We start from the raw sequence: 15123 nt of genomic DNA, 5'->3' as shown, positions 1-15123 counted from the left end.
CGGGTAACATCCCTTAGGAAGAAGTAACCGGGCTCACAGTATCCAGCGCAGTGTACGAGCCAAGTCGAACCCTCGAAAGATAGTTTCCATGGCTGACACTGCAATGAATTCCGGCACCGATCTCGCCTCTGAACTCCGCGCCGACGTACGCCGGGTCTCCACCCTGCTCGGCGAATCCCTCGTCCGCCAGCACGGCCCCGAACTCCTGGCCCTGGTGGAGCAGGTCCGCCTGCTGACCAAGGAATCCAAGGAAGCCGCCCGCGGCGGTGCCGATGCCACCGGGCCGTGGAGCTCGTACGACGTCGTCGCCCAGGTCCGCGAACTGCTCGGCTCGCTGCCCCTGGAGCAGGCCACCGACCTGGTCCGCGCCTTCGCGTTCTATTTCCATCTGGCCAACGCCGCCGAGCAGGTGCACCGGGTCCGCGGGCTGCGCACCCGCCAGGAAAAGGACGGCTGGCTCGCCAAGGCCGTCGCGGACATCGCCGGCCAGGCCGGTGCCTCGGTGCTGCAGGAGGTGGTGAACGAACTCGACGTCCGCCCGATCTTCACCGCGCACCCCACCGAAGCCTCCCGCCGCTCCGTCCTGGACAAGGTCCGCAGGCTCTCCGACATCCTCGCCGAAGCCACCGAGGAGGGCACGTCCGGGCGCCGCCGCCAGGACCGCCAGCTCTCCGAAGTGATCGACCAGATGTGGCAGACCGACGAGCTCCGCCAGGTCCGGCCCACCCCGGTGGACGAGGCCCGGAACGCCATCTACTACCTCACCGGCATCCTCACCGACGCCATGCCGGAAATGCTTTCGGACCTCTCTGAGCTCCTCGGCGAGCACGGTGTCACACTGCCCGCGGAGAAGGCGCCCATCCGCTTCGGCTCCTGGATCGGCGGGGACCGGGACGGCAACCCCAACGTCACCGCGGCTGTCACCCGCGAGATCCTGCAGATCCAGAACCAGCACGCAGTGCGGATCAGCATCGGCCTGATCGACGGGCTCATCTCCATCCTGTCCAACTCGACGGCGCTCGCCGGGGCGGACCAGGAGCTGCTGGACTCGATCGACGTCGACCTCGAGAACCTCCCGGGCCTGGACCGCAGGGTCCTCGAGCTCAACGCCCAGGAACCCTACCGCCTTAAACTCACCTGCATCAAGGCCAAACTGCTCAACACCGCCCGGCGGGTGACGGCGGGCTCTTCGCACGAGCCGGGCCGCGACTACACCGCCACCGCGGAGCTCCTCGCCGAGCTGGGCCTGCTGGATCGGTCCCTGCGGAACCACCACGCCGCGCTCGCAGCCGACGGCGCCCTGGCCCGGGTCCGCCGGGCCATCGCCTCCTTCGGCCTGCATCTGGCCACCCTCGACATCCGCGAACACGCCGACCACCACCACGACGCCGTCGGGCAGCTGATGGACCGCCTCGGGGGCCCCGGCGTCCGGTACGCCGAGCTCAGCCGCTCCGAGCGGCTGGAGGTGCTGGGGTCGGAGCTGGCCTCCCGCCGACCGTTGTCCGGCCATCCGATCAAGCTCGACGGCGTCGCGGACGGCACCTACGACGTCTTCCGTGAGATCCGCCGCGCCCTGCGCACGTACGGCCCTGACGTGATCGAGACGTACATCGTCTCCATGACCCGCGGTGCGGACGACGTCCTCGCCGCGGCCGTGCTGGCCCGCGAGGCCGGGCTGGTGAATCTCTTCGGCGAGGCGCCGTATGCCAGGATCGGCTTCGCACCGCTGCTGGAGACGGTGGAGGAGCTGCGCGCCTCGGCCGAGATCGTGGACCGGCTGCTCTCGGATTCGTCCTACCGGGAGCTGGTCCGGCTGCGCGGCGACGTGCAGGAAGTCATGCTCGGCTACTCGGACTCCAACAAGGAATCCGGCGTGATGACCAGCCAGTGGGAAATCCACAAGACCCAGCGGAAACTCCGGGATGTCGCGGCCAAGCACGGCGTCCGGGTGCGCCTCTTCCACGGCCGCGGCGGATCCGTGGGCCGCGGCGGCGGCCCGACCTACGACGCCATCATGGCCCAGCCCAACGGCGTGCTGGAAGGCGAAATCAAGTTCACCGAGCAGGGCGAGGTCATCTCGGACAAATACTCGCTGCCCGAGCTGGCCCGGGAAAACCTGGAACTCTCGCTGGCGGCGGTCATGCAGGGCTCCGCGCTGCACCGCACCCCGCGCACCTCCGAAGACCAGCGGGAACGCTACGGGCATGTCATGGAGACCATCTCGGACGCCGCCTTTACGCGGTACCGGACGCTGATCGACGATCCCGATCTGCCCGCCTACTTCATGGCCTCCACTCCGGTGGAGCAGCTGGGTTCGCTGAACATCGGCTCTCGGCCGTCCAAGCGGCCCGATTCCGGCGCCGGGCTGGAAGGCCTCCGCGCGATACCGTGGGTCTTCGGCTGGACCCAGTCGCGGCAGATCGTGCCGGGCTGGTTCGGCGTCGGCTCCGGCCTGAAGGCGGCCCGCGAGGCCGGTCACTCCGCCCAGCTGGTGGAGATGATGGAGGGCTGGCACTTCTTCCGCTCGGTGCTTTCCAATGTCGAAATGACGCTGGCCAAGACGGACCTGGACATCGCCGGCTACTACGTCTCCACCCTGGTGCCGGAGGAGCTGCACCACCTGTTCCGCGCCATCCGGGCCGAATACGAGCTCACCGTCGCCGAGGTCCAGAACCTGACCGGCGAGCACGTCATCCTCGATGCCCAGCCCACCCTCAAGCGCTCGCTCGAGATCCGTGACCAGTACCTGGACCCGATCAGCTACCTGCAGGTGGAGCTCCTGCGCCGGATCCGCGCCGGGTCAGCCGCGGGGGAGAGCATGTCCGGCGCGGAGATCGACGAACGCCTCCAGCGCGCCATGCTGATCACCGTCAACGGAGTCGCGGCAGGCCTGCGCAACACCGGCTAACCGTAACGCCCCGGCCCGCGCCGGTTGTGGGGTCCCGCTAGGCTTGAGCCTATGCCGTCGTTCCAGAGCAGACTCAAGATCACCGGGCTCAAGCCGGGCAACCCGCCGGAGGCCGTGATGGCCGCGGCCGTGGAAGCGCTGGAAACGCGCCACCACGTGGAGTCCAACCAGCTGGAGCTGGCCGGCGGGGTCCCGCAGCTGAATCTGCGTTTCCTGGTCGAGGCCACGTCGTACAGTGGCGAGAACAGCCAGGCGCTCGCGTCGGCAGCCATGATGCGCGACGCCGTCGAACGGGTTGCCGTGACCGGATCCCTGACGGTCCTCCGCCGCAACCGAGGCCGCTGGGCGCCCGTTTAGGCGTACACCGACAGCCTCAAAAGTCCAGTTCCTCCTCGGGTCCGCCCACCACCGGGGAACGGTCTCCGCGGCGCCGCGTGACAATCACGCCCACGACGGCGCCGATCACCAGTCCAACGCCGACGCCGATCAGGGAGCTTGCCCAGAACGGCAGCTTGGTGGCAGCGCCGGTGAAGTATCCGAGGCCGACCGACCAGATGGCCCAGAGCAGGCCGCCGAGGGCCGCGCAAAGGCTGAAGCCGCGGCTGGAAACGTTGGCGATGCCGGCGGCGGCGGTTGTCGCCAAGCGTCCGCCGGGGATGAAGCGGATGCCGATGATGGCCCCGTAGGTGGAGGACCGGCCCGCCTGGGCAATGGCGCGGTGCACGGCCAGATGGAACGAGCGGCCCCATTTCCAGCGGTCGAGCACATGGCTGAGCCGCCGCTTGAAGAGCTGGAACACGATGATGTCGCCGAGCCAGGATGCCAGGGCGGCGAGGAGAACCACAAGGAAGGCGTTGGCGCGCCCGTCCGCGGAAAGCGCGCCGCCGGTGATGACGACCATTTCGGACGGGACGGGCGGGAATATCGCATCGCCCATGACGACCGGGATGATCCAGAAATAGATCGCGTCCCCCCAGCTGTCCGCGTTGCCGAAGTCCATGGGCACAAGGTACCGCACTTCCGGCCGTACGTTCGCTCCTGACGGGGCCGCGAGCCATCGCTGTTGCGGGATGGTCCGTGGCCGGCGGGCTCAGCGGGCTTCGCTGAGCTGCAGCCCGCTGCGGTATTCCACTGCCCTGCCGGAGATGGGGTCATCGAAGCGGATCCCGCGGGCCAGCAGCTGCAGCGGCTTCGCGTAATCGTCCGGGGCCTTGTCCAGCAGCTCGGGATAGAACGCGTCGTTCACGATGCCCAGTCCGAGGGATGCCATATGCACGCGGAGTTGGTGGGTCTTTCCCGAGTGAGGCGCCAGCCGGTACAGCGCGCGGCGGCGGCTCCCGCCGTCGGTCCCGCCGGTCCCGCCGTCAGCCGCATGTGCGGGTCCGGCGTCAAACGTCCGGAGCCGTTCGATGCGGGTCTCCGCGTTGGGTTCGCCGTCGATCACCTCGGCGAGCAGGTAGCTGCGCGACTTGGTCATCCGGTTGCGGACCACCACGGGGAAGTCGACGGCGGGGTGGCCGGCGGCGGGCTCGGCCGCAGCCACGCACTCGTATTCCTTCTGGACCTGGCGTTTTTCGAAGAGCACCTGGTATTTGCCCCGCGTCTCCGGGTTGGTGGAGAGCAGCAGGATGCCGGCCGTCATGCGGTCCAGCCGGTGCATGGGGATGAGATCCGGCAGCTCGAGCTGGTTGCGGAGCCGGACGAGGGCGGACTCCTGGATGTAGGTGCCGCCGGGTGTGGTGGGCAGGAAGTGCGGCTTGTCCACCACCAGGAGGTGCTCGTCCTGATGCAGGATGTCCAGTTCCACCGGGATCCGGGTCTCGGGCGGCAGGGTGCGGTAGTACCAGATGAAGGTGTGGTTCCGCAGCGGGGCGGCGCGGTCCAGTGCGATGCCCGCCTCACCCACGATCTCCCCGGCGTCGAACCGGTCCTCGATGCCCTGGGGGTCGATATGGCCCCAGCGGTGCATCATGTAGTCCATCGCGGTGTCCCAGGGCCCCTCATCCGGGAGGCGGAGACGGGTCGCATTGACGCCGTCGCGCACGGGAAGGGGGGATTGCATCACCGCTCCATTCTACTTTGCCGGGGTTGCCGCGGTTGCCGCGCAGTCGGCCGCGGTTGCCGCGCAGTCGGCCGCGAGGAGCGGACCTGGCCGCCAATTCGCCGGAGGTGTGCGGGTTCGCCGCGAGCCTCCGGCGAACCCGCAAGCGTTCGGCGATCTCGGCACAACGGCCACCGCCCGACAATAAAAAAGTTCTTGACAAATAAAACTGTCGGCGGGCACACTGGATGCATGTTGGACATCGAAGTGATCGAGGACCCGGCGGCGGCGGAGGCCTCGCTGGACCCGATCCGCACGCGGATCCTGCTGGAGCTCGCCGAGCCCGGCTCCGCCACCCAGCTCGCCGCGAAAATGGGGCTGCCGCGGCAGAAGGTGAACTATCACCTCAAGGCGCTGGAACGGCACGGGCTCGTGGAGCTTGTGGAAGAACGCCGCAAGGGCAACGTCACGGAGCGCATCCTGCGGGCGGCGGCGGCTTCCTACCTGATTTCCCCGGCGGCCCTGGCCTCGGTGGCGCCGGATCCGCACCGGTTCTCGGACCGCTTCTCCGCCTTCTGGCTGCTCGCGCTCGCCGGCCGCATGGTCCAGGAAATGGGCCAGCTGATCGCCGGCGCTGCGGCGGCGAGGCAGAAACTCGCCACCTTCGCCATCGACGGCGAGATCACCTTCCGCACCGCGGCGGACCGGGCAGCCTTCGCCGAGGAGCTAGGCGTGGCCGTGACCCGGCTCGTGGACAAGTACCACGACGGCGGCACCGGCGCCCGGCCCGGCTCCGGCCCTCCCGGCACCGGCACGCCGACGGGCAGCGGGCGAAAGCACCGTCTCGTCGTCGCGCTTCACCCGGCATTGAAGGCATCGGCATCCAAAGCATCACCCAAGATCACTCAGGCAAAGGAGCAGGACAATGACTGACAAGCGGAACTTCGAGATCGTCTACGACACCGATCTCCCGGGCACCCCGGAGCGCGTGTGGAACGCGGTCACCAAGGACACTCCGGCCTGGATGTTCCCCACGGATGAGTGGCCGGCCGTCAGGACAGTCGACGAGTACCCCAGGCATCTCGTCTCCCGGATGGACGGCCCCGACGGCTGGTTCAACCAGCTGGAGCACGTGCTGGAACCGCTCGACGGCGGCCGCGCCCGGCTGCATTACGTCCACAGCGGCATTTTCGCGGACAACTGGGACGAGCAGTACGACGGCGCCAGCAAGCACACCGAGTTCTACCTGCACACCCTCGGCCAGTACCTGAAGTACTTCGACGCCAAGCCCGTGGTCTTCACCGACGTCCAGGCGCCGGCGGCGTCACAGTCCCCGGACGGTTTCGTCCGGCTGAAGAAGGCCATGGGCGTGGCTGGCGTGGCGCCGGGTGACGCCGTGGAGCTGGAGCTCGACGGCGTTGGGCGGCTCACCGGCGAAGTGGACTTCGCCAACGAGCACTTCCTGGGCCTTCGGACGGCGGACACCCTGTACCGCTTCTTCGGCCGGAACGCCTTCGGGGCCCCGGTGGGCATGACGGTGCACGATTTCAGCGGCAGCGGGGACTCCGAGGCCACGGCCAAGGTATGGGGCGGCTTCCTGGACAAGGTCTACGGCCGGGACTGAGCCGGCGCCCAGCGACGCGCGGGCCGCTGGGCTCTGCACGGATGCCCTTGCGATACCCGGATCCCGGCGTCGCCAGGGCATCTCGGCCAGGCGTCGTCGCGCTCAGGCGATGGCGACGGCGGGCGGGCTGGTCAGGTCCCGCCGCAGCCGGGGCGAGGCCTTCAGCCGGTCCTGGGCCGAGCGCAGCGCTTGTACCGCGGTCTCGAGCTGCGCGGGCGGCAGGGTGAACGGCACGCGGAGGTAGTGCTCGAAGGCTCCGCCAACGCCGAACCTGGGTCCGGCCGCGAGCCGGATGCCGAAGTCCGGGGCGATCACCGTCATTGCCGTACTCAGCGGAGCCGGCAGCCGGCACCAGACGGACAGCCCGCCGCCGGGCCGCTCCGTTTGCCATGTCGGCAGGTTCCCGGCGATCAGCGCCAGCAGGGTGTCCCGGTTGGTGCGGAGCGAGGCGAGCCGTTCGGGCAGCGGTTCAGTGAGGTCCTTGACCAGATGGGCTCCCGCGAGCTGCTCCACGATGGGGCCGCCCAGGTCCATGGTGGTTCGGGCGGCGGCGAAGCGCTGGATGAGGGGCTCGCCGGCCCGGATCCACCCGGTCCGCAGTCCGGCCCAGTGCGACTTGCTGAGCGAACCGATGGAGACCACGGCCGGGCTGAACGCGGCCAGCGGCGTGGAGGGTGCGCAGTCGAGGTTGAGCTCCCGCATGGTCTCGTCCACCACCAGCACGGTGCCCGAGGCGGCAGCCGCCCGGACCAGTTGCCGGCGTTGGGCGTCCGGCATCAGCCGGCCGGTGGGGTTGTGGAAGTCGGGGACCACGTAGGCCATCGCGGGCCGCTGCTGCCTCAGGGCGGTCTCCATGGCCTCGATGTCCCAGCCGGCCCCGCCAGCCTGGCGTGCCGGGGGCATGGCCACCGGAACCGGGCGGCAGCCGGCCGAGCGGATGGCGTCGAGGGCGTTCGGGTAGCTGGGATGTTCCACGAGCACCTTGGCGGAACGGCCGGCGAGGGTTCGCAGGATGATGTTCAGCGCGTGCTGGGCGCCCGAGGTCACGAGGATCTGGTGCGCGGTGGTGGGCACGCCGGCGGCGGTGTACCGGGCGGCGATGGCTTCGCGGAGCGGGCCGATCCCGAGTGCGTCGTAACCGAACCCCGGCAACAACGCCGGCAATTCCGTCAGGGCGGCCGCGAAGGCTCGGTGCACCACCTCGCCGCTGGCCGGCAGGGAGGCGTAGGCAAGGTCCAGCAGTCCGTCCGGAATGGCCAGTCCGGGCGCCCCGCTGAGTTCGGATCGGCCATCCGGCGCGGTTCCGCGCGGGCCGCGGTGCGGGATGCAGGTCCGGCCCCGGCTGCCCTGGCCGCTGCTCAGGAAGCCCTGGTCGCGCAGCAGGGCGTACGAGGCGGTCACCGTGGTGCGGCTGATGCCGAGCGTGGCGGCAAGTGACCGCTCGCTGGGCAGGGCGACGTCGAGCGGGACGCGGCCGTCCAGCACCAGCAGACGGACGACGTCGGCCAGTTCGCGGTAGGCGGGGGACGCCCCAGGGTTCCACTCGCCCAGGAGGCGGGCCAGCGTGGTGGGATTCAGGGCGCCGGACATAGAGCCAGTATTTCAAACTGGCTATGGAATGCAAGGCCAGTTCTCGGGGAGGATGAATGACATGATGACCCGAAGGCTCCTCCAGCTCCTTATTGGCCTCGCCATGTATGGCGTATCGCTCGCAATGTTCATCCGGGCCGGACTTGGACTGGACCCCTGGGACGTCTTCCACCAGGGCATCGCGCTCAAGACCGGGCTGAGCATCGGCACCGTGGTGGTGATCGTCAGCTTCCTCGTGTTGCTCCTCTGGATTCCGCTCCGGCAGTGGCCGGGCGTGGGCACGCTGTGCAACGCCGTGCTGGTGGGGGTGTTCGCCGACATCGGCCTTGCGCTGATTCCCGCGTTCTCGCACCTCGGCGGGCAGATCGGGATGCTCGCGGGCGCCGTCCTGCTCAACGGCATCGCCTCGGCCTGCTACATCGGCGCCCGCCTCGGACCCGGTGCCCGTGATGGTCTCATGACGGGACTCGCCCGGCGGACCGGCTGGTCGGTGCGGGCCTCGCGGACCGGCATCGAGGTCGTGGTGCTGGGCGCAGGGTGGCTGCTGGGCGGCTCCGTCGGCGTCGGGACCGTGCTCTATGCCCTGGCGATCGGACCGCTCGTGCAGCTCCTGCTGCCGCGGTTCACGGTGCCCGAACGGGAAGTACCCGAGGTCCCGGTTGCGGCCGGCACGGCAGTCACCGCACCCTGAGGCCGCGGCGAGGGCAGGCGGCGTGCATTTTCCCTGCCGACGCTCGAGGGAATTTGAGTGTCGTCAGGAATTTTGAGGGTCAGCGGGACGATTACGCGTCATGACCTTCGGCCCTCTTCCGGCACCGGCTGGCAATTCGGGCAGTAGTAGATGTCCCGCTCTTCGGTGCCCGCCGCTTTGCCAAGCACCCCGCGGCGCACCGACGTCCCGCATTTCAGGCACGGCTGGTGCTCGCGACGGTAGACCCAATGGCCAGGCAACCCCGAAGACCGGCCCACGGCAACACCGCGGGGGTTCAGCACGGTGGTCCGGCGGCCGGGGCCCAGATTCGCCTCCAGGAGGACCTTGGCACCGGTCATCAGGGCAGGCAGATCAGCTACCGCGGAGACGGGCGACGCGGGATTGATGCCGGCGAGGAAGCAGGTCTCGCAACGGTAGATGTTCCCGATCCCGGCGAGGTTCCGCTGGTCCAGCACGGCGACGCCGATCGGGACGTCGGGGGCGGCGCGGATCCGCCGTTCGGCCTCGGCCAGGTCCCAGTCGGGGCCCAGAAGGTCCGGGCCCAGGTGCCCGACGATCGACTCCTCCTCGGACGTGCGGATCACTTCGAGGATGCCGAGGGAGAAGCCGACGGCGTCTGCCGCGGCGGTGCGCAGCACGCAGCGGGCGGTGAATCCCGGTTTCTTCCAGCGTCCTCCCGGCGGGTAGACCTGCCAGTTCCCCTCCATTTTGAGGTGGGAGTGGATGGTCAGCCGGTCCGGTTCCGCCCGGCTGGCTAGTCCCGCCCGGCTGCCGTGTTTCGGCCCGGATTCTTCCGACTGATCCGCCGGACCCGGACCCGGATCCGCCGGACGCTGCAGCCGCATCAGCAGGTGCTTGCCGCGGGGCACCACCTCGGTCACGGTCCAGCCGCCAAGCCTGAGCGTGGCGAAGCGGGGCACCCTGAAGTCGGAGGAGATCAGCTGCTGACCTGCCAGGGCGGCGTGGAGCTGCGCGGCAGTGCGGAAGACCGAGTCGCCTTCAGGCACGGATTCTCAGTCCCTTCGGGGTGGAATAGGCGCCGGCCTGGGCGAGGGCGGCGGCCACGGGGGTGTCGAGGATGCCGTGGCCGTTCACTTTTTCCATGATGAGCTTGTCGACCGCGCCGCGGGTCACCAAGCGCACGAGGGCGGCGCCTGCCGCGGCCAGGATCTCGGTGTCGTCGCTGAATACCAGCAGGGTCTTGCCCCCGCGTTCCACGTAGAGCACCAGGTCGCCGTCGACCAGCACCACGAGGGCTCCCGCCTTCCGCCCCGGCCGGTGGCCCGTGCCTGCCTCGACATTGAGGGCGGGCCAGGGCAGGGCTGCGCCGTAGGGATTGGCCGGGTCCGTTGCCGCGAGGGCCAGGGCACTGGGTTCGGGTTTTTGCAGCTGGGTGTCCTCGGCGTAGGAACGCAGCCGGTCCACAGTGGCCGGTACGGCGAACTGCGCCGCGCCAAGATGCTCGATGAAGTAGCCCCGACGGCACCGGCCGGCTTCCTCCAACCTGGCGAGCACCTTGTACATCAGTCCGAAGCCGCCCAGGATGTTCTCCGCCATGACCGAGCCGCGGGTGACCACCCCGTACCGGTCCAGCAGCAGTTCCGCGGTGGCCCGGGCATGGATGGTGGGATCCAGTTCGGGGGCCGGCAGGGCGGACCAGCGGCCCGCGGCCAGCGGGGGAGTGGGTGCGGAGCCGGTGACGGAACCATAGCGGCCGCCGGTCAGCCCGGGTGACCCCAGCAGCCCGGTGCCGTGGGAACGTCCCAGCCGGCTCAGCCGGGGTGCGCGGGCCCGCGGCGCCCGGGACACCTGCCGATGGGCGGTGTGACCGCCGGCGATCAGGGCGCGGACGGGGGCAAAGGTGTCGCCGGTGATCCGGCCTGCCCAGGCAAGGTCCCAGAGGGCGGAGACCACGTCCTGGTCGCTCAGCACCGAGTCCATGCCGCCGGCTATCTCGGCCAGTTGCCGGAAGAAATACCCGCCGCCGTTGTTCCGTAGATGGTCGAGCAACCGCAGCTGCGCGTCGCCCGGCTCGAACTCCACGGCCGGATTCAGGGTCAGTTCGGCTGAATCGGCAAGGTGCAGGCTCACCCAGCCGTCATTGCCCGGGAGCGAGCCCGCACCGGACCAGAGGACTTCCCCGGCGGCCATGAGCTCGTCCAGCATGGCCGGCTGGTAGTCGGCCACCCTGCTCGCCAGAACCAGCGGTTCCCAGGCCGAGGCCGGAACGGGCACGCCGGAAAGCTGGTCGACCGCAGTGACGATGCCGTCCAGCCCGCGCAGTGCAGACTGGCCGCGCCGGCCGGGCGCGCGGACGTTCTGCCAGGCGGGCAGGAACCGCCCATAGGCGGCGGCGTCCACCGGCTCGACCTCGGCCCGGAGCGCGGCGAGGGACCGGCGGCGGAGCTTGCGCAGGACCTCGGCGTCGCACCACTCGCTGACGCCGGCCAACGAGGAGGCGATGGGGGGAATGGTTTGTTGGGCCTCGGCAGCACCGCCGCCGCGGGCCGACTCCACGCCATCCGTTTCCGTCGCTGTGGGCGGTTCCGGCGCTGTGGCGTGGGGGCGGAACTCGCCCTCCACCACGCGGCCGTCTGCGGCGAGCCGTTTCAGCGCGGTGCCGACGACGGCGACGCCGAGTCCCAGCCGGGCGGCCGCCTCGGCGGATGTGAACGGCCCGTGGGTGCGGGCGTAGCGGGAGACGAGGTCGCCCAGCGGATCCGCGACGGGTTCGATGAAGGCCAACGGGACGCCCATCGGCAGGGGGACGCCGAGGGCATCGCGCAGCCGGGCGGCGTCCTCCACCGCGGCGAAGCGTTCGCCGCCGCCAATGTTGACCTTGATGGCGCGGTTGGCGCGCTGGAGCGCGGTCAAGTGCGCGGCGGCGTCGGCGACCGGCAGTTCCGGGGCATCCTCCCTGGTCCCGGCAGGCTCAACCACCTCGGCAGGCTCAACCACCCCGGCAGGCTCAACCACCGGGAAAGTTTCAGCCGCATCCGCAGGCCGGGCGACGGGCGCAGGTTCGACGGACTCCGCCGGCGGTTCCAGCCGCGCTGCGACTTCCTCCGGGGTGAGCGGGCCCAGCAGGCGGAGCAGGTCCGCGACCCCTTCCACGCCGCGCACCTTCCGGTCCGGTGCGAGGCGCTGCAGCTCGCGTTCGGTGGCGTCGATGACCTTGGCGTCTAGCAGTTCGCGCAGCTCCACCCGGCCCAGGAGCTCGTTGAGCAAGGTGGAATCGAGCGCAAGCGCGGCGGCCCGGCGCTCGGCGAGCGGAGAATCCCCCTCGTAGAGGAACTGTGCCACGTAGCCGAACAGCAGGGACTTGGCGAACGGCGAAGGCTGCTGGGTGGTGGTCTGCACGATCCGCAGTTCCCGGCGCTCAACCGAGGCCGCGATGTCCTTCAGTGCGGGGAGATCGTAGACGTCCTGCAGGCACTCGCGGACCGTTTCGAGCACGATCGGGAAGGTGGGGTACTTCCGGGCGACATCCAGGAGCTGGGCCGAGCGCTGCCGCTGCTGCCACAGCGGCTGCCGTTTGCCCGGTGTCTGCCGGGGCAGCAGCAGCGCGCGGGCGGCGCACTCGCGGAATCGGGAGGCAAAGAGGGCGCTGCCGCCAACTTCCGCCGTCACAATCTGCTCGAGTTCCTCGGAGTCGAAGAGAAACAGTTCAGCTCCGGGCGGCTCGTCTTCCATCATCGGCACGCGCAGCACGATGCCGTCGTCGGCGGCCATGGCGGAGCCGTCCACCCCGTAGCGCTGGTGCAGGCGCTGCCCGACGGCCAGCGCCCACGGGGCGTGGACCGGCATGCCGAAGGGACTGTGCAGCACCACGCGCCAGTCGCCGAGCTCGTCAAGGAAACGCTCCACCACGAGGGTCGTGTCGCTGGGCACCACTTCGGTGGCCAGTTTCTGTTCGGCAAGGTACTGGATCAGGTTGTTCGCCGCGAAGTCGTCCAGACCGCTGGCCTTGCAGCGTTCCATGGCCGGTCCGACGTCGGACGCGGACAGTTCGCGCACGAACGCGCCGAGCGCGCGGCCCAGGTCCACCGGCCGGCCGAGGGAGTCGCCCTTCCAGAACGGGAGTTTTCCGGGCTGGCCGAACGCGGGGGACACCAGGACCCGGTCGTGGGTGATGTCCTCGATCTTCCAGCTGGTGGCGCCCAGGGCGAAGACGTCGCCGACCCGGGACTCGTAGACCATCTCCTCGTCGAGTTCACCGACCCGGCGCCCGCCCTTGGCAGCGGCCGCGGCCGGGCTCGCGGCCCTGCCGTCCGCGCTGGCACCGCCGGAGGAACCCGAACCTTCCACTTCGGTGCCGATGATGTAGACCCCGAACAGCCCACGGTCCGGGATGGTGCCGCCGGAGGTGACGGCCAGCCGCTGGGCGCCGGGCCGGCCCTCGATGGTGCCGGCGTTGCGGTCCCAGATGATCCGGGGCCGCAGCTCCGCGAATTCGTCGGAGGGATAGCGTCCGGCCAGGAGGTCCAGGGTGGCCTCGAAGGCGGAGCGGGGGAGCGAGGCGAAGGGTGCGGAGCGCCGGACCGCGGAGAACCATTCCTCCACGTCAATGGCGCCCAGTGCTGTCGCGGCGACGGTCTGCTGGGCCAGGATGTCCAGCGGGTTGGCCGGGACACTGAGCCGTTCGATCTTGCCGCCGAGCATCCGCTCCACCGTGATGGCGGTGTGGACGAGGTCCGCACGGTGCTTCGGGAACAGCACGCCCTGGGAGATTTCGCCGACCTGGTGGCCGGCCCGGCCCACCCGCTGCAGCCCGCTGGCCACCGAGGGCGGGGACTCCACCTGGACCACGAGGTCCACTGCGCCCATGTCGATGCCGAGTTCCAGAGAGGACGTGGCCACGACGCAGCGCAGCCGCCCGGACTTCAAATCATCCTCGATCAGGGCGCGCTGGTCCTTGGAAACGGAGCCGTGGTGGGCGCGGGCCAGCACCGGATCGGCGCCGGCGGTGCTGCCGGCCTGGGCCATCATGTGCGCCGGCGTCGCAGTCGAAGTGGGCGCTGGCGTCGCAGTGGAAGTTGGCGGCGCAGCAGCGCTACCGGACGGTCCGCCGGACCGAACCCCGGCGTCCGCCGCCTCCACGTCCGGCGCCCCCGCGCCAATCCCGGCCCAGCCGCCGGCGGTCATCAGCTGCCGTTCGGCGTAGATCTCGTTGAGCCGGGCGGTGAGCCGTTCGGCGAGCCGGCGGGAGTTGGCGAACACGATGGTGGACTGGTTGGCCAGCACCAGGTCCACGATCTTCTCCTCCACATGCGGCCAGATCGACGCCTGCGGCTGGAGCCCGGATGCCGGACCGGAGTCGAATGCCCCCGCCGCCCCCTGCAGATCGGACATGTCCTCCACCGGGACGGAGACGGTCAGGTCCCAGTTCTTCTTCGACGGCGGGGCCACGATTTGCACCGGCGCAGCGCCGGCCAGGAACTGTGCGACGAGCTCCTTGGGCTCCACGGTGGCCGAGAGCCCGATCCGCTGGGCGGGTTTGGACAACAAGGCGTCGAGGCGTTCCAGTGATACCGCCAGATGCGCCCCGCGTTTGGTGCCCGCGACGGCGTGGACCTCGTCCACGATGATGGTGTCCACCTCGCTGAGCGTCTCCCGCGCCTTGGAGGTGAGCATGAGGAACAGCGATTCGGGCGTGGTGATGAGGATGTCCGGCGGGTGGCTGAGCAGCGTGCGGCGCTCCGACGCCGGTGTGTCCCCGGAACGGACTCCCACGCTGATCAGCGGTGCAGGGAGTCCCAGCCGTTTCGCGGTCTGGGTGATGCCGATCAGCGGGGCGCGCAGGTTCCGTTCGACGTCGACGCCCAGCGCCTTGAGCGGCGAAATGTACAGCACACGGGTAGTCGGCTTCGGTGCCTTCGCCCGGGTGCCCTTCACGGCGCCAAGACCGGGCAACAGTTGGGGCTCGGCGGGGGCGGAGACGAGCAGCCGGTCCAGTGCCCAGAGGAAGGCCGCAAGCGTCTTGCCGGAGCCCGTGGGTGCCACCACGAGGGCGTGCGAGCCGGAGGAGATGGCGCCCCAGGCACCGTTCTGGGCCGGTGTGGGCGCGGAAAAAGCGCCCAGGAACCAGTCCCGGGTCGGCCGGCTGAACTGGTCCATGGCGTCGGCCGCGAGTGTGCCGCCGGCGAGCTCCTGCCCCTTCATTCCTCCATCATGCCCTACGGCACCGACAGTATTTGGCGGTAACGTTCCGGGCTGGATTCCGGGCACCGCGGCGGGACGGCCGCCGG

The 15123-nt window shown here is 69.9% G+C and carries 10 protein-coding genes; 5 read left to right on the top strand and 5 right to left on the bottom strand.

The features are described 5' to 3' along the window. Positions 1 to 88: 88 nt before the first annotated feature. Both ppc and ACVWZ8_RS04805 read left to right on the top strand, forming a co-directional pair. The gene (gene ppc, locus ACVWZ8_RS04810; protein ID WP_456503966.1) at positions 89 to 2908 is read left to right on the top strand and encodes a phosphoenolpyruvate carboxylase; all 2820 of its coding nucleotides are present in this window, start codon (positions 89 to 91) and stop codon (positions 2906 to 2908) included. A 51-nt stretch (positions 2909 to 2959) separates the two neighbouring features. Then, positions 2960 to 3265, top strand: coding sequence for a hypothetical protein (locus tag ACVWZ8_RS04805; protein WP_456503965.1), 306 nt, complete (start codon positions 2960 to 2962; stop codon positions 3263 to 3265). Between the two features lie 16 nt (positions 3266 to 3281). On the opposite strand, the gene ACVWZ8_RS04800 is transcribed toward ACVWZ8_RS04805, so the two are convergent. Continuing rightward, positions 3282 to 3908: a DedA family protein gene (locus ACVWZ8_RS04800; RefSeq protein ID WP_456503964.1), complete on the bottom strand. Its 627-nt coding sequence runs from the start codon at positions 3906 to 3908 to the stop codon at positions 3282 to 3284. 90 nt (positions 3909 to 3998) lie between these two features. Then, entirely contained in the window at positions 3999 to 4970 is a 972-nt protein-coding gene (locus ACVWZ8_RS04795) for an RluA family pseudouridine synthase (RefSeq protein ID WP_456505906.1), read from the bottom strand. 231 nt (positions 4971 to 5201) lie between these two features. Between ACVWZ8_RS04795 and ACVWZ8_RS04790 the strand changes: the two genes are divergently transcribed. Both ACVWZ8_RS04790 and ACVWZ8_RS04785 read left to right on the top strand, forming a co-directional pair. Continuing rightward, complete coding sequence (locus ACVWZ8_RS04790; RefSeq protein WP_456503963.1) at positions 5202 to 5882, top strand: helix-turn-helix domain-containing protein; 681 nt, start codon at positions 5202 to 5204, stop codon at positions 5880 to 5882. Beyond that, positions 5875 to 6573, top strand: a complete 699-nt coding sequence (locus tag ACVWZ8_RS04785) for an SRPBCC family protein (protein WP_456503962.1) — start codon at positions 5875 to 5877, stop codon at positions 6571 to 6573. Before ACVWZ8_RS04790 ends, ACVWZ8_RS04785 begins: the two co-directional genes overlap by 8 nt. A 102-nt stretch (positions 6574 to 6675) precedes the next feature. Here the strand turns inward: ACVWZ8_RS04785 and yczR are convergent, their stop codons facing one another. After that, a complete protein-coding gene (gene yczR, locus ACVWZ8_RS04780; RefSeq protein WP_456503961.1) occupies positions 6676 to 8163 on the bottom strand; it encodes a MocR-like transcription factor YczR in 1488 nt (495 codons plus the stop codon). A gap of 61 nt (positions 8164 to 8224) precedes the next feature. On the opposite strand from yczR, the gene yczE reads away from it, so the two are divergent. Then, positions 8225 to 8854, top strand: coding sequence for a membrane protein YczE (yczE, locus tag ACVWZ8_RS04775; RefSeq protein ID WP_426975950.1), 630 nt, complete (start codon positions 8225 to 8227; stop codon positions 8852 to 8854). Between the two features lie 98 nt (positions 8855 to 8952). Here the strand turns inward: yczE and ACVWZ8_RS04770 are convergent, their stop codons facing one another. Beyond that, positions 8953 to 9882 carry an Fpg/Nei family DNA glycosylase gene (locus ACVWZ8_RS04770; RefSeq protein ID WP_456503960.1) on the bottom strand — a complete coding sequence of 310 codons (930 nt, stop codon included), beginning with the start codon at positions 9880 to 9882 and terminating at the stop codon, positions 8953 to 8955. Beyond that, positions 9875 to 15037, bottom strand: coding sequence for an Lhr family ATP-dependent helicase (locus ACVWZ8_RS04765; RefSeq protein ID WP_456503959.1), 5163 nt, complete (start codon positions 15035 to 15037; stop codon positions 9875 to 9877). Before ACVWZ8_RS04765 ends, ACVWZ8_RS04770 begins: the two co-directional genes overlap by 8 nt. Between the last annotated feature and the right edge of the window lie 86 nt (positions 15038 to 15123).

The organism is Arthrobacter sp. UYCu723 (assembly GCF_054059215.1).
This window is presented reverse-complemented; position numbering and strand designations above follow the sequence as displayed.

Bases quoted from the DNA above. Each gene is read 5' to 3' on its own strand.
- ppc (WP_456503966.1), top strand. From the start codon at position 89: ATGGCTGACACTGCAATGAATTCCGGCACCGATCTCGCCTCTGAACTC.
- ACVWZ8_RS04805 (WP_456503965.1), top strand. From the start codon at position 2,960: ATGCCGTCGTTCCAGAGCAGACTCAAGATCACCGGGCTCAAGCCGGGC.
- ACVWZ8_RS04800 (WP_456503964.1), bottom strand. From the start codon at position 3,908: ATGGACTTCGGCAACGCGGACAGCTGGGGGGACGCGATCTATTTCTGG.
- ACVWZ8_RS04795 (WP_456505906.1), bottom strand. From the start codon at position 4,970: ATGCAATCCCCCCTTCCCGTGCGCGACGGCGTCAATGCGACCCGTCTC.
- ACVWZ8_RS04790 (WP_456503963.1), top strand. From the start codon at position 5,202: ATGTTGGACATCGAAGTGATCGAGGACCCGGCGGCGGCGGAGGCCTCG.
- ACVWZ8_RS04785 (WP_456503962.1), top strand. From the start codon at position 5,875: ATGACTGACAAGCGGAACTTCGAGATCGTCTACGACACCGATCTCCCG.
- yczR (WP_456503961.1), bottom strand. From the start codon at position 8,163: ATGTCCGGCGCCCTGAATCCCACCACGCTGGCCCGCCTCCTGGGCGAG.
- yczE (WP_426975950.1), top strand. From the start codon at position 8,225: ATGATGACCCGAAGGCTCCTCCAGCTCCTTATTGGCCTCGCCATGTAT.
- ACVWZ8_RS04765 (WP_456503959.1), bottom strand. From the start codon at position 15,037: ATGAAGGGGCAGGAGCTCGCCGGCGGCACACTCGCGGCCGACGCCATG.